We start from the raw sequence: 13615 nt of genomic DNA, 5'->3' as shown, positions 1-13615 counted from the left end.
CGCAGCGCGAGCGCCCGGACGCGGTCCTCCGCACCGAGGCGGACGTTGCGGCTGGACAGGGCCAGGCCGTCGGGTTCGCGCACCGTCGGCACGGTCTCGATCCGTACGCCGAGGTCGAGGTCGGCCACCACCCGCCGCACCACGGCGACCTGCTGGGCGTCCTTCTGGCCGAACCAGGCGACGTCGGGACGGACCATCCCGAACAGCTTCGTCACCACCAGCGCCACCCCGTCGAAGTGGCCGGGCCGGTGCGCCCCCTCCAGCCGCTCGCTGACGCCGCCGACCGAGATCGTGGTGGCGAACCCGGTCGGGTACACCTCCTCCACCGCCGGTGCGAAGAGCACGTCGACGCCGGCGCCGTCGGCCAGCTCGGCGTCACGGGTCTCGTCCCGCGGGTAGGCGGCGAGGTCGCCCGCGTCGTTGAACTGGGTGGGGTTGACGAACAGCGACATCACCACCACGTCGGCGCCCGCGGCGGCGGCGCGGACCAGGGCCAGGTGTCCCTCGTGCAGGGCGCCCATCGTGGGCACCAGCCCGATGGTGCGGCCGGCGCGGCGGTGCCCGGCCAGCACCGCGCGCAGCTCGTCGACGGTGCGGATGGTCTGCATCAGCGTCCTCCCCTGCGGGCCAGCGCGGTGGTGCGCTCGACCATGACGTCGTAGAGCGGCAGCTGCTCGGGGGTGCGGTCGGCCAGCGCCGCCCGCTGCCGGGCCACGGTCTGGATGTCCCCGCGCGCGACCGGTCCGGTGAGGGCCTCCGCGCTGCCGGTGCGCTCCCAGTTCTCCACGGTGGCGCGGACCAGCGGCGCCAGCCGCTCCCGCGGGACGCCGGCGGTCGCGGCCAGCTGTTCTGCACCGTCGAGCAGGGTGAGCAGGAAGTTGGAGGCCACGCTGGCCGAGGCGTGGTAGGCGGCGCGGTCCTCGTCGGCGACCGTGACCGGGAGCATGCCGACCGTCTCGGCCAGGGTGGTCGCGAGGGTGAGGGCGCGGGGTGTGGTGCCGGCCACCGCGGCGGTCGCGCCGGTGAAGGTCGCCCCGCCCGTCGGCACCGTCATCAGCGGGTGGACCGAGAACGCCTCGTGCGGGGCGAGCGGGGCCAGCGTGGAGGCGCCCGAGACGTGCCCCACGAGCCGGCCCGAACGCACCGGCAGCTCGGCGGCCACCTCGGCGATCGCGGCGTCGGGCACGCAGAGCAGGACCACGTCGGCGGTGGGGACGGCGCCGCGGCCGAGCGGGCCCTCGACGTCGGCGCCGGTGGCGGTCAGGGCGGCGGCGAGGGCGCGGCCCATGCGACCGGGGCCGACCAGAGCCAGCGGACCCACGGACGGGGACGAGGTGGACACCCGGGCACCGTAGTCGGTCGGGTGGGGGGTGTGAGGTCGAGGTGACGGTGGATCGCCCCCTTCGACACGCTCAGGACGACGCTTCGACAGGCTCAGGCGCTGGGGGCGGGCGTCAGGAGGGCGGGGAGTCGTCGGTGGGTGGGAGGTCGGTGTGGCGGGCGGCGCGGGCGACCATGAAGGCGCCGACCGGGATGGTCAGCAGCTGGAAGAGCGCGACCAGCGCGACCAGGCCGAGGTCGGTGCGCAGACGCAGCGCCACCCCGAGGAGCACCAGCAGGACGCCGAGCACCTGCGGTTTGGTGGCGGCGTGCATCCGGGTCAGCAGGTCGGGGAAGCGGAGCATGCCGAGCGCGGTGGTCAGGCAGACCAGCGCACCGAACGCGATCGCGACCAGCCCGGCGATGTCGAGCACCTGCTCAACCACGACCACCACCGCCCTCCGGCGGGCCCGGGTCCTCGCCGGTGACGCCGAGGTGGCCGTCCTCGGGGGCGTCCCGGCCGCGGTCGTGGTCGCCGGCGACGAAACGGGCCACCGCGACCGAGCCGACGAACCCGGTCAGCGCGAGAGAGACCAGCACCGGCAGGACGGTCGAGCTGCGGCTGCTGGCGATGTAGAGCGCCAGCCCGCAGACCAGGATCGAGATCAGCACCTCGGTGGAGATGGTGCGGTCCAGCACGGACGGGCCGCGCACCAGCCGTCCCACCACGAGCAGGGCCGCGACCGACAGCAGCACCGCGCTGCCGCCGATCAGCACCGTCTGCAGACTCACCGGACCTCCTTCGCGGTGACCGGGGTGGAGGCGTCGGGCGCCCGCAGCCCGGAGGCGTGCATCACCCGGCGCTCGGTGCGCAGCACCTGCCGGGCCACCCCGGTCCGCTCCTCGTCGGTGTGGACGTCGATCGCGTGCAGCCGCATGGTCCGCCCGGTCAGGTCGACCACCACGGTGCCGGGCACCAGGGTGGTGATCTGGGAGGTGACGGTACGCACCAGGTCGTGGTCGCAGTGCAGCTGCACCTCGACCTCCGAGCCGCCCGGCGGCGGTCCCGGCCGCACCGCCAGCCAGGCCACCTGGGCCGAGCCGACGAGCAGGTCGCGGACGAAGGCGCCGAGCAGCACCAGCACCGCCCAGGGCCGCGGACGCAGGCCGAAGGTCAGCGCCGGCAGCGGGAACACCAGCAGCACGAGCACCGACACCACCACCCCGCCGACGACCACCAGCGGCGTCACCGCGCCCCACATGGCGGTCCAGACGATGGTGAGCAGCAGCACCGGCACCAGCTGCACCCGGTCGCGGATCACGGCACCTCCCCTCCCCCGAACACGAGGGCGACGTAGCCGTCGGGACGCAGCAGCTCCGCCGCGGCGCGGTCGGTCACCGCGAGCAGCGGGCCGGCGGCCACGGTGAGGGCGACACCCACCAGCACCAGCGCGGCGGTCGGGGCCACCACCCCCGGAGCGAGCGCGAACCGGCGCTCGTAGCGGCGCTCCAGTCGGTTGTCCTCGGTCATCGGCGCCACCGACGGCGGACGCCAGAACACCCGGGACCAGACCCGGGAGATGGCGTACAGGGTGAGCAGGCTGGTCAGCACCGAACCCACCAGCAGGGCGACCACCAGCGGCGTCGGCTGCTCCGCACCGGCCTGCAGCAGCCCGACCTTGCCGAGGAAGCCCGAGAACGGCGGGATCCCGCCGAGGTTGAGCGCCGGCACCAGGAACAGCACCGCCAGCCCCGGCGACATGGCCGCCATCCCACCCAGCCTGCTCATCGAGGTGCTGCCGCCGCGCCGCTCGATCAGTCCGGCGACGAGGAACAGCGTGGTCTGGATGGTGATGTGGTGGGCCACGTAGTAGATCGAGGCCGACAACCCGGCGGGCGAGGCCAGCGCCACCCCGAAGAGCATGTACCCGATGTGGCTGACCAGGGTGAAGGACAGCAGCCGCTTGATGTCGTCCTGCGCGACCGCACCGAGGATGCCGACCAGCATGGTGAGCAGGGACGCCCACAGCAGCAGGTCCGGTAGCGGGCTGGCGGGGAACAGCAGCGTCTGGGTGCGCAGGATCGCGTAGACGCCGACCTTGGTCAGCAGCCCGGCGAACACCGCCGTCACCGGTGCCGGCGCGGTGGGGTAGGCGTCGGGCAACCACCCCGACATCGGGAACACCGCCGCCTTGACCGCGAACCCGGTGAGCAGCAGCACCTGCAGCACCAGCGCCGTGGCCGGCTCCAGCTCGGCCAGCCGCACCGACAGCTGGGCCATGTTCACCGTGCCGGTGGCGGCGTAGATCATCGCCAGCGCCATCAGGAACACCGAGGACGAGGCCAGCGAGACGAACACGTAGGAGATGCCGGCGCGGACCCGGTCGATGGTCGCGCCCAGGGTGAGCAGCACGAAGCTCGCGGCCAGCAGCATCTCGAAGCCGACGTAGAGGTGGAACAGGTCGCCGGAGATGAACGTCGTCGACACGCCGGACAGCAGCACCAGCAGCGTCGGGTGGAAGATCGGCACCGGTGCGTTGCCGCCGGACTCGCGGTCCATGGCGCCGCGGCCCTGGCCGATGGCGTAGAGCAGCACCGCGAAGGTGACGGTGACCGCGACCAGCACCATCAGCGCAGCCAGCCGGTCCACCACCAGCGTGATGCCTTGCGGCGGCAGCCAGCCGCCGACGGTGACCAGCAGCCGACCCTGCGTGTCGGCCCCCCAGAGCAGGGTGATCGCGATGACCAGCACCAGACTCATCGTCGTCACCGACACCGCCCGCTGCAGCCTGGTCCGGGTGCGCACCACCAGCGCGATCCCGGCTCCGACCAGCGGCAGCAGCACCGGCAGCGGCACCAGGGCGGTCAGCACCGTGTGCAGCATCTCCCCGCTCACAGCGCACCCTCCTGCCCGGGTCGGCGGGCCGGTGGCTCGGGGGTGGACGGGTCGGGGTCGACGTGGTCGGGGCGGTCGGCGTCCAGCCCGGCCTCGGCGTCGTCGCTGCCCGGCACACCGGGCTCGGCCCCCTCCCCCGGGGCGGACCCCACAGGCGCCGCATCGGGATCGGGGTCGCTGCCGTCGTCCTCCTCCGGCACGGTGCCGGGCGGTGCCTCGTCGGGGTCGACGTGGCGGGGGTCGGCGTCCACGCCGCCGTGGAAGTCGCTCTCCGACATGTCGTTCTCGATCGCCCGCAGCCCGATCCGCGCGTCCTCGGGGTCGTCCTCGACGACGTCGCTGCGGCTCAGCTGCCAGCTGCGGTGGGCCAGCGCGAGGACGAAGCCGGTCATCGCCAGGGTGATGACGATGGCGGTCAGCGACATCGCCTGCGGCAGCGGGTCGGCCATCGGCTGGGACTCCTCACCCAGCCCGACGATCGGCGGCCGGCCGCGCGGGCCGGCGGCCACCACGAAGAGCAGGTTGATGCCGTTGCCGAGCAGCAGGAAGCCGAGCAGGGCCCGGACGACGCTGCGGGCCAGCAGCAGGTGCACCCCGCAGCCGACCAGCAGGCCGGCGAGCAGGCAGAGCAGCAGGTCGGGGCTCACCGGCCGACCTCCTCACCGGCGGACAGCCGGCCGGCGACCGCGGCGTCGGCGTCGCCCTGGTCCGAGCCGACCTTGCTGGGGTCGCTCGGGGCCGGCTGGCGGTCCACGCCCTGCTCCTGCTCGATCTGGACGTCCACCTGCCCGCCGAGGCTGCGCAGCACGTCGAGCACCAGCCCGACCACCACGAGGTAGACGCCGACGTCGAAGGCGAGGGAGGTGACCACCTTCACCTCCCCGAGCAGCGGGACGTCCCAGGTGAAGGTCCAGGTCTCCAGCACCAGCCCGCCGGCCAGGATCGAGACCGCCCCGAACCCGGCGGAGAGGAACAGCCCCAGCCCCATCAGCGCACCGGGGGTGACCGGCACCGCGACCTGCAGCTCGGAGCGTCCACCGGCGAGGTAGCGCATGGTGAGCCCCAGCCCGGCCACGATCCCGGCCGCGAACCCGCCGCCGGGCAGGTTGTGCCCGGCCAGCAGCAGGTACACCGACCACACCATGATCGTGTGGAACAGCAGCCGGGCCAGCACCTCGAAGACCACGGTGCGACGCCGCTCCGGCACCTGGTCGGCAGCGGGCAGCCAGGACCGGCTGGCGGTGGTCGGACGGACCTGCCGGCGCCGCTGCACCCGGGCCTGCCGGAGCCGCTCGTTGTGCTCGTGCACCTCGTTGCCGCGGACGTAGACCAGGCTGGCGATGCCGGTGGCCGCCACCAGCACCACCGACAGCTCACCCAGGGTGTCCCAGTTGCGGATGTCGACGAGGATGACGTTGACGATGTTGTAGCCGCCGCCGAAGTCGACCGCGGTGACGTCCATGCCCGCCGAGGCCGGGGTGGCGGTGCGGGCCCCGGCCGCGATCAGTGCGACCACGGTGGCCATCACGCCGGCCCCGGCCCCGATCACGGTCCGGACGGCGCGCTGCTTGCGGGTGGCGTCGTCGTTGAACCGTCCGCTGAAGCGGCGCAGCACCAGCACGAACACCACCAGCGACACGGTCTCGACCAGCACCTGGGTGAGCGCCAGGTCGGGGGCGCCGTGCAGGGCGAACAGCGCGGCCACCCCGTAGCCGCTCACGCCGACGGCCAGCACCCCGCGGAACCGGCGCCGCGAGCGCACCGCGACCAGCGCGGCCAGCCCCGTGACCGCGACGATGCCCAGGTCGGCCGGGGACGCCCACAGCGTCACCGAGTCCGGCCACAGGTCCGCGCCGGAGGCCAGCCCGACCGCCACCGCGCCCAGGGTGACCGCCACCGTGGTGCCCAGCACGAGCCCGAGCGAGAGCGGCAGCGACCCGCGCTGCACCCCGCCGGTGACCTCGAGGGAGAGCCGGTCCAGCCCGCGCATGAGCAGCCGGTAGCCGCGCTCGGCCGCGGGCACCCGGGGCACCACCGACTGCCCGCGCTCGACCGCCGTGCGGCCCCACACCAGCAGCGCCCCGAGGCCGAGGGTGAGCGCGGACAGGCCGAGCGCGGGGCTGAACCCGTGCCACAGCCCGAGGTGGACGTCGTGCCCGGCGTGCGGCATCAGCTCGGCGTAGCCCTCGAGCCAGGGCTCGACCAGCGTCGACAGCGGACCGGCCAGCAGGGACAGCCCGGCGAGCAGCGCGGGCACCCCGACGAGCAGGACGCCGTCGCGGCCGGGCGCGTGCAGCGGCGTGTCATCGGCGCCGCTGCGGCGTCCGAAGGCGCCGAGGCAGAACCGGGCGCTGTAGGCGACGGTGAGCACCGAGCCGGTCACCAGCACCGCCAGCAGCACGGCGTCCGGCAGCCCGCCGCCCTCGGTGGCGCGGGTCAGCACGGTGTCGTAGGCCATCTCCTTGGAGACGAACCCCAGCATCGGCGGCACCCCGGCCATCGACCCGGCGGCGACCACGGACGTCGCGAGCAGCAGCGGCATCCGGCGTCCCAGCCCGGAGAGCTCGCGCAGGTCGCGGGTGCCGGTGAGGTGGTCGACGGTGCCGACCACGAGGAACAGGCAGCCCTTGAACATGGCGTGGGCCAGCAGCAGGGTGAGCGCGGTCAGGCCGCCGTTGTAGCCGCCGAGCCCGGCCACCACGGTGAGGAAGCCGAGCTGGCTGACGGTGCCGTAGGCCAGCAGCAGCTTGAGGTCGTGCTGGCGGAGCGCCCGGTAGGCGCCGATGAGCATGGTCAGCCCGCCGACGCCGAGCACCACCGGCGCCCAGACCGGCTCCTCGGCGAAGCCGGGGGCGAGCCGGGCCACCAGGTAGATCCCGGCCTTGACCATCGCGGCGGCGTGCAGGTAGGCGCTGACCGGGGTGGGTGCGGCCATCGCGCCGGGGAGCCAGAAGTGGAACGGCACCTGTGCGGACTTGCTGAGCGCCCCGACCAGCAGGCAGACCACGGCGGCCGCGACCATCGGGCCGGACGGCGGGTCGGCGAGGATCTGCGAGATCCGGTAGGTGCCGGCGGCCTCGCCGACGAGCACCATCCCGAGCAGCATCGCCAGCCCGCCGGCGGTCGTCACCACCAGCGCCTCGGTGGCCGCCGCCCGCGACACCTTGGAGCCGGGACGGTGCCCGATCAGCAGGTAGGACAGGACGGTGGTGGCCTCCCAGAAGATGTAGAGCACCAGCAGGTCGTCGGTGAGCACCAGCCCGAGCATCGCCCCGGCGAAGGCGGTCAGGCAGCCGGCGAAGCGGCCCAGCCCCGGTTCGTCGTCGTCGAAGTAGGCCGCGCAGTACAGCAGCACCAGGGCCCCGACACCGCCGACCACCAGCACCATCAGCCAGGCCAGCGGGTCGAGCACGAAGGCCAGCTGCAGGTCCAGGCTCGGCACCCACGGCAGCACCAGCTGCGGCGGGGACGCCGAGTGCGCGGCACCGGTCCGGGTCAGCGCCCAGACGGCCGCCGCGGCGGGCACCAGGGCCAGCAGCAGGAACGCCCGGCGGCCGAGCCGGGACACGAGCCAGGGCGCGACTGCTGCTGCCACGGCGTGGGCGAGCAGCAGCGGGAGCACAGATCTCCTGTCGCAGAGGGCGGAGCGGTCATCCTAGCGGCGCCGTCCGAAGCCGGGGCGTGGACGTCAGGAGGGCGCCGGCTGGCAGCGGGGGCACCAGTAGCTGCGCCGTTCCTGGCCGGCCGGGCCGAACTCCTCGGTGGCGATGAGGGTGCCGCAGCGGCGGCAGGGCTTGCCGGGACGCTCGAACACCCAGTGCTCCTCCCCGCGCCGGCGCAACCCGGTGGTCACCTGGTCGTGGTGCAGCTTGTTGGCCTCCAGCAGGGCGCGGGCGCGGCGGACGACGGCGGGCAGGTCGGGGACGTCACCGACCGGGGTGCGTGGGTGCAGCCCGGAGAGGAACAGCGTCTCCGCGCGGTAGAGGGTGCCGATGCCGGCGAGGTTGCGCTGGTCGAGCAGGGCCTCACCGATGGTGCGCCCGGGGTGGTGGCGGAGCCGGCGCAGGGCCTCCTCGGCGTCGAAGCCGGGGTCGAGCAGGTCGGGGCCGAGGTGCCCGACGACCTCCTGCTCGGCGTCGGTGCGGATCAGCTCGACCACCGGGATCCGCAGCCCGACGCAGGTGTGCTCGGCGCTGGCGAGGACGATCCGGATCTGCTCGGCCGGGCCCGGCAGCCGCTCACCGGCGCGGCGGATCCGCCAGCCGCCCTCCATCCGCAGGTGGGTGTGCAGGGTGAGGCCGTTGTCGAAGCGGGTCAGCTGGTGCTTGCCGCGGGCCACCACCCCGGTGCAGGTCACCCCCACCAGGTCGACGGCGGCCAGCCGCGGCACCCGGAGCTCGGCCCGGGTCAGCCGACGTCCGCGCAGTGCGGCGTCCAGCCGGAGGCAGGCCAGCCAGACGGTGTCACCCTCGGGCACGGGTACGTCCCGGCGGCAGCCACGGCGCCAGCGCGAAGCCGAGCAGCACCAGCCCGGCCACGGTGGCGGCCGAGCCCGCGGCGGGCGTCCACCCGGCGAACCGGGCGACCCCGCCGGCGAGGGCCACGACGACCAGCGCCAGCCCGAGCCGGCGGAACAGCGGCACCCGGAGCACGGCGGCCAGCGGCCAGAAGTGCACACCCACCACGAGGACCACCCACAGCACCTGCAGGTCGGGGTAGCCGACGGCGCGCAGCACCGCGGCACCGGCGACGAAGGCCACCAGCATCGCCAGCGTGGTCAGCGCCCAGCGCAGCTGCTGGCCGCGCCTGGGCGGCCCGTCGGGACCCGGTCGGGCGGGTGTGCCGAGGACGACCGCGGCGAGCACGGCGAGGAAGCCGACCGCGCCGAGGACGCGGGCCGCCGTGTCGGTCGGCACCGGCAGGGCACCCGCGTTGACGAGCACGAACGACAGGCCGCCGACCGCACCGATCGCCGAGCCGACCCGGGTCCCGATCCCGCCGGGTGCCACCGGCCTCAGAGCTGGCCCTGCTCCGGCGTGCCGGACGGGATGGGACGCAGCCGGGTGACCTCGACCGGACGGGCCAGCAGACCCTCCAGGTTCTCGTTGAGGGTGGCCACCGCACCGCCGGAGCCGTGCACGTCGAGGTACTCCTCGCTGGACCACTTCTCGATCATCACCACGGTGTCGTCCGGCGCGCGGTGGATGGCGTAGAGCTGGCACCCCGGCTCGGCGTGCACGGCGGCGATGGCCGGGTGCAGGGCCTCGACCACGGCATCGTGCTTGCCGGGCAGGGGGTGGAAGTAGGCGGTGACGACGACTGGCTCGGACATGGCAGCAACCTAGCCGCTGCCTAGAGTGGGCGCGTGCCCGGCCGGAACCGCCTCCTTCCCACGCTCGTCGGGGTCGGTGTCCTCGGCTGGGCGGCGGCCTGCGCCGGCGTCGCGCTCGGCACCCGACGGTGGGTGCACCACCCCGAGGACGTCCCGCCGCGGGAGGTGGCGGTGGTGCTCGGCGCGCAGGTGCGCGAGGACGGGCAGCCCTCGGGGTTCCTGCGGGGACGCCTGGAGGTCGCCGCCGCGCTGGTGCGCTCGGGTCGGGTGCAGCGGGTGCTGGTCTCCGGCGACGACGGGTCGCACGGCGAGGCCCGGGTGATGCGCCGCGAGCTGGTCGCGGCGGGCGTCCCGGCCGGGGCGGTGACGGCCGACCCGCACGGCTACGACACCTACGACACCTGCTGGCGGGCGCGCCACGTCTACGGGCTCGACCGGCTGGTGCTGGTCTCGCAGACCTACCACCTGCCGCGGGCGGTGGCGACCGCCCGGGCACTCGGCATCGACGCCGTGGGCGCCGGCGACGACTCGGTCCGGGGCCGGCGTCGCACCTGGCGCGAGGGCGTGGCGCGCGAGCAGCTGGCCCTGCTCAAGACGGGGTGGGACCTGCTCAGCCGCCGGCCCGCCCGCTCGACCGGGCGCTGACCCCCGCGTCCGGCTCAGGACCGGTGCGCGCGGTACCAGCTGATCAGCGCCCGGGTGGACGGGTCGGTCGCGGCCAGCGCGTCGGCGTCCCCGGCCACCGCCGGGGTGAGGTCCTTGGCCAGCTGCTTGCCGAGCTCGACGCCCCACTGGTCGAAGGAGTCGATGCCCCAGACCACGCCCTGGACGAAGGTGATGTGCTCGTACAGCGCGATCAGCTGGCCGAGCACCGTCGGGGTGAGGGCCGCGGCCATGATCGAGGTGGTGGGCCGGTTGCCGGTGAACACCCGGGCCGGGACGACCGCCTCGTCGGTGCCCTCGGCCCGCACCTCCTCGGCGGTCTTGCCGAAGGCCAGCGCGGCGGTCTGGGCGAAGAAGTTGGCCAGGAACAGCTCGTGCACGTCGGCCTCGCCGTCGCGCTGGGGGTGCGCGGTCTCGGCGAAGGCGATGAAGTCGGCCGGGATGAGCCGGGTGCCCTGGTGGATCAGCTGGTAGAAGGCGTGCTGGCCGTTGGTGCCGGGCTCGCCCCAGAAGATCTCGCCGGTGTCGGTGCCGACCGGGCTGCCGTCCCAGCGCACGCCCTTGCCGTTGGACTCCATGGTCAGCTGCTGCAGGTAGGCCGGGAACCGGTGCAGGTACTGCGCGTAGGGCAGCACCGCGTGGCTGTGCGCGCCGAGGTGGTTGGTGTAGAAGACGTTGAGCAGCCCCATCAGCGCCGGCACGTTGCGGCCCAGCGGGGTGGTGGCGAAGTGCTCGTCCATCGCGCGGAAGCCGGCGAGGAACTCGGTGAACCGCTCCGGGCCGATGGCGACGGCCAGGGACGTCCCGATCGCGGAGTCGACCGAGTAGCGCCCGCCGACCCAGTCCCAGAAGCCGAAGGCGTTCTCGGGGTCGATGCCGAAGTCGGCGACCTTGTCCAGGGCGGTGGAGACGGCGACGAAGTGCTTGGCGACGGCGTCGGAGGTGTCGACGCCGCGGGCGGCGAGGGTGTCGAGCAGCCAGGAGCGGACCAGCCGGGCGTTGGTCAGCGTCTCCAGCGTGCCGAAGGTCTTCGACGCGACGATGACCAGCGTGGTCTCGGGGTCGAGGTCGGCGACGGTGACGGCGCTGTCGGTGGGATCGATGTTGGAGATGAACCGGCAGGTCAGCCCGTCCTGCACGTAGGGCTTCAGGGCCTCGTAGGCCATCACCGGCCCGAGGTCGGAGCCGCCGATGCCGATGTTGACCACCGTCTCGATCCGCTTGCCGGTGACCCCGGTCCACTCCCCGCTGCGGACCTTGTCGGCGAAGGCGTACACCTTGGCCAGCTCGGCGTGCACCTGGGCGACGACATCCTCGCCGTCGACGACCAGGGAGTCACCCTCGGCCCGGCGCAGCGCGGTGTGCAGCACCGAGCGCCCCTCGGTGACGTTGATCTTCTCCCCCGCCAGCATCGCGTCGCGCCGGCGCTCCAGGCCCACCTCGTCGGCCAGGTCGAGCAGGGCGCGGATCACGTCGGGGGTCAGCAGGTTCTTCGACAGGTCGACCCGCAGGTCGGCGGCGTCGAAGGAGAGCTGCTCGGCGCGGTGCGGGTCCTCGGCGAACCAGCGCCGCAGGTCGGGCTGCAGGTCGGCGGCCAGCGCGGCCAGCCGGGTCCAGGAGTCGGTGGTGGTGACGTCGACCGGGGTGTCCATGGTGGCGAGCGTAGTGGCGCTGCCGGGGCGGCGCGGTGTGGGAGGGTGCGGCTGTGGAGCCAGCAGCCGAGGCGGCGCGGATCCGGCGGGCCCGGCCGGAGGAGTCGTCGTCGCGCCCGCTCGGGACGGGGCTGGAGTCGGAGTTCCGGGTCGACCTGGAGCGGCTGCGGTTCGCGCCGTCGTTCTCGCGGCTGGCCGAGGTGACGCAGGTGGTGACGTCGGCGTCCACGCCTGGGGTGGTGCACAACCGGCTCACCCACACCATCAAGGTCTCGGCGGTGGCGCGGGCGATCGCGGTCGGGCTGTGGAGCAGCGCCGACCCCGACCTGCTGGACGCGCTGGGCGGGCTCAACCACGTGGTCGCGCAGGCGGCGGCGGTGGCCCACGACATCGGCCACCCGCCCTTCGGCCACCTCGGCGAGCGGGTGCTGGACCGGCTGGCCCGGACCCGGTTCGGGCTGGCCGACGGGTTCGAGGGCAACGCGCAGACCTTCCGGATCATCACCGAGCTGGAGGTGCTCGGCCCCGGCGACGAGGGGCTCAACCTCACCACGGCGGTCCGCGCGGCCGTCCTCAAGTACCCGTGGGGACGCTTCCACTGGCCCGACCCGCACCCCAGCGCGTGGCCCGAGCCGCCGCGCGGCGCCACCCCCTACCGCGACCGGGTCGACGTCGCCGCGGCAGGAGCGGCGGCCAAGTTCAGCGCCTACGTGCCGGACCTGGCCGAGATGGTCGACGTGCTGGCCGCGTTCCCGATGGTGCCGCCCGGACGTCAGACGCCGGAGTGCGCGGTGATGGACCTGGCCGACGACATCGCCTACTCCCTGCACGATCTCGACGACTTCCACCGCTCCGGGGTGCTGCAGTTCTCCCTCGTCTCGGCCGAGCTGCGGGAGTGGACGTCCCGGCGCGCCGAGCTGGCCGCGCTGGAGGCCGGCGAGCTGCGGGCACGCACCCGGATGCCGGGGGCGGGGCTGGAGCGGCTGCGTCGCCGGCTGGCCGGCAAGGACGCCTGGATCTTCGACGAGGACGCCTTCACCGAGGCCGTCGCCACGGTCGGGGAGGAGTTCGTGGACGGGGTGCTGGCGGTCCCGCACGACGGGTCGATGGCCGCCGAGCGCGCGCTGTCGGGGTTCACCAACCAGTGGATCGACCGCTTCGTGTCCTCGGTGCGGCTGGTGCCCGACCCGCCGGTGCGCGGCGCCACGGTCACGCTGACCACGCTGGCCTGGCACCAGGTGGCGCTGCTGAAGTTCGTCCACCAGCACTTCGTCCTCAACCGGCCCGACCTGGCGATGCAGCAGCGGGGTCAGGCCGCGGCGGTGACCTCGCTGGTGACGGCCTACGACGAGTGGCTCTCCGACACCGCCGACGCCGGCCGGGCCCCGCGCCGGCTGGTCGACCTGGTCGAGACCGCGGCCGAGGGGTACCGGCGGACGGCGCGGGAGCGTCCGGAGTGGCTGGACCACCAGACCGACGAGTCGGCGTTGACCCGGATGGCGCGGGGGCGGGCGATCTGCGACTACGTCGCCTCGCTGACCGACGAGCAGGTGGTCGACCAGGCGTCCCGGCTGCGGGGCGACGGCGGCCGGCTCTGGTCCTCCGGCGGGGTCTGAGCGGCCGCCCGGGTCAGCGGCCGGACACGACCGCGGCGGGGGCGACCCGGCGGGCCGCGCGGTGGAGCTGGTCGGCGACGCGGTCGATACCGGAGGCGAGCCGGTGGCGGGCCCGGGTCAGCGGCTCGGCGGCCGG

At 74.4% G+C, this 13615-nt stretch carries 14 protein-coding genes; 2 read left to right on the top strand and 12 right to left on the bottom strand.

Translation table 11 applies throughout. The features are described 5' to 3' along the window. The 11 genes from panC to DVA66_RS08970 form a co-directional block, all read right to left on the bottom strand. Positions 1–608: pantoate--beta-alanine ligase (panC, locus tag DVA66_RS09020; RefSeq protein WP_198671611.1), on the bottom strand; the 608-nt coding region annotated here is incomplete at its 3' end. Further along, positions 608–1342: a Rossmann-like and DUF2520 domain-containing protein gene (locus DVA66_RS09015; RefSeq protein ID WP_198671610.1), complete on the bottom strand. Its 735-nt coding sequence runs from the start codon at positions 1340–1342 to the stop codon at positions 608–610. The genes panC and DVA66_RS09015, both read right to left, overlap by 1 nt. 112 nt (positions 1343–1454) lie before the next feature. Next, positions 1455–1766, bottom strand: a complete 312-nt coding sequence (mnhG, locus tag DVA66_RS09010; protein ID WP_114559784.1) for a monovalent cation/H(+) antiporter subunit G — start codon at positions 1764–1766, stop codon at positions 1455–1457. Continuing rightward, positions 1759–2112, bottom strand: coding sequence for a monovalent cation/H+ antiporter complex subunit F (locus DVA66_RS09005; protein ID WP_114559782.1), 354 nt, complete (start codon positions 2110–2112; stop codon positions 1759–1761). Before DVA66_RS09005 ends, mnhG begins: the two co-directional genes overlap by 8 nt. Continuing rightward, positions 2109–2642, bottom strand: a complete 534-nt coding sequence (locus tag DVA66_RS09000; RefSeq protein ID WP_114559781.1) for a Na+/H+ antiporter subunit E — start codon at positions 2640–2642, stop codon at positions 2109–2111. Before DVA66_RS09000 ends, DVA66_RS09005 begins: the two co-directional genes overlap by 4 nt. Next, the gene (locus DVA66_RS08995) at positions 2639–4216 is read right to left on the bottom strand and encodes a Na+/H+ antiporter subunit D (protein WP_232821860.1); all 1578 of its coding nucleotides are present in this window, start codon (positions 4214–4216) and stop codon (positions 2639–2641) included. The genes DVA66_RS09000 and DVA66_RS08995 overlap by 4 nt, the downstream gene beginning before the upstream one ends. Next, positions 4213–4863: a Na(+)/H(+) antiporter subunit C gene (locus DVA66_RS08990; RefSeq protein ID WP_114559780.1), complete on the bottom strand. Its 651-nt coding sequence runs from the start codon at positions 4861–4863 to the stop codon at positions 4213–4215. Before DVA66_RS08990 ends, DVA66_RS08995 begins: the two co-directional genes overlap by 4 nt. Then, a complete protein-coding gene (locus tag DVA66_RS08985; protein ID WP_114559779.1) occupies positions 4860–7838 on the bottom strand; it encodes a Na+/H+ antiporter subunit A in 2979 nt (992 codons plus the stop codon). Before DVA66_RS08985 ends, DVA66_RS08990 begins: the two co-directional genes overlap by 4 nt. Before the next feature lie 66 nt (positions 7839–7904). Beyond that, positions 7905–8693 (bottom strand): Fpg/Nei family DNA glycosylase, encoded by a 789-nt coding sequence (locus tag DVA66_RS08980; protein WP_114559778.1) that lies wholly within the window; start codon positions 8691–8693, stop codon positions 7905–7907. Continuing rightward, positions 8680–9225 carry a hypothetical protein gene (locus DVA66_RS08975; protein WP_114559777.1) on the bottom strand — a complete coding sequence of 182 codons (546 nt, stop codon included), beginning with the start codon at positions 9223–9225 and terminating at the stop codon, positions 8680–8682. The genes DVA66_RS08980 and DVA66_RS08975 overlap by 14 nt, the downstream gene beginning before the upstream one ends. 5 nt (positions 9226–9230) lie before the next feature. Beyond that, a complete protein-coding gene (locus tag DVA66_RS08970) occupies positions 9231–9548 on the bottom strand; it encodes a putative quinol monooxygenase (protein ID WP_114559776.1) in 318 nt (105 codons plus the stop codon). A gap of 33 nt (positions 9549–9581) precedes the next feature. Between DVA66_RS08970 and DVA66_RS08965 the strand changes: the two genes are divergently transcribed. Further along, a complete protein-coding gene (locus DVA66_RS08965; RefSeq protein ID WP_114559775.1) occupies positions 9582–10193 on the top strand; it encodes a SanA/YdcF family protein in 612 nt (203 codons plus the stop codon). A 14-nt stretch (positions 10194–10207) separates the two neighbouring features. Here the strand turns inward: DVA66_RS08965 and pgi are convergent, their stop codons facing one another. Then, complete coding sequence (gene pgi / locus DVA66_RS08960; protein ID WP_114559774.1) at positions 10208–11863, bottom strand: glucose-6-phosphate isomerase; 1656 nt, start codon at positions 11861–11863, stop codon at positions 10208–10210. A 53-nt stretch (positions 11864–11916) separates the two neighbouring features. Between pgi and DVA66_RS08955 the strand changes: the two genes are divergently transcribed. Beyond that, the gene (locus DVA66_RS08955; protein ID WP_114559773.1) at positions 11917–13479 is read left to right on the top strand and encodes a deoxyguanosinetriphosphate triphosphohydrolase family protein; all 1563 of its coding nucleotides are present in this window, start codon (positions 11917–11919) and stop codon (positions 13477–13479) included. The last annotated feature ends 136 nt before the right edge of the window (positions 13480–13615 follow it).

The sequence above is a fragment of the Desertihabitans aurantiacus genome, assembly GCF_003344635.1.
Lineage (GTDB): Bacteria > Actinomycetota > Actinomycetes > Propionibacteriales > Propionibacteriaceae > Desertihabitans > Desertihabitans aurantiacus.
Note: the sequence above shows the minus strand (reverse complement) of the source record. Positions and strands in the feature narration are given on the sequence as shown.

What these genes read in the sequence shown, in the direction of transcription:
- DVA66_RS08970 (WP_114559776.1), bottom strand. Translation starts at nt 9,548, where the DNA reads ATGTCCGAGCCAGTCGTCGTCACCGCCTACTTCCACCCCCTGCCCGGC.
- pgi (WP_114559774.1), bottom strand. Translation starts at nt 11,863, where the DNA reads ATGGACACCCCGGTCGACGTCACCACCACCGACTCCTGGACCCGGCTG.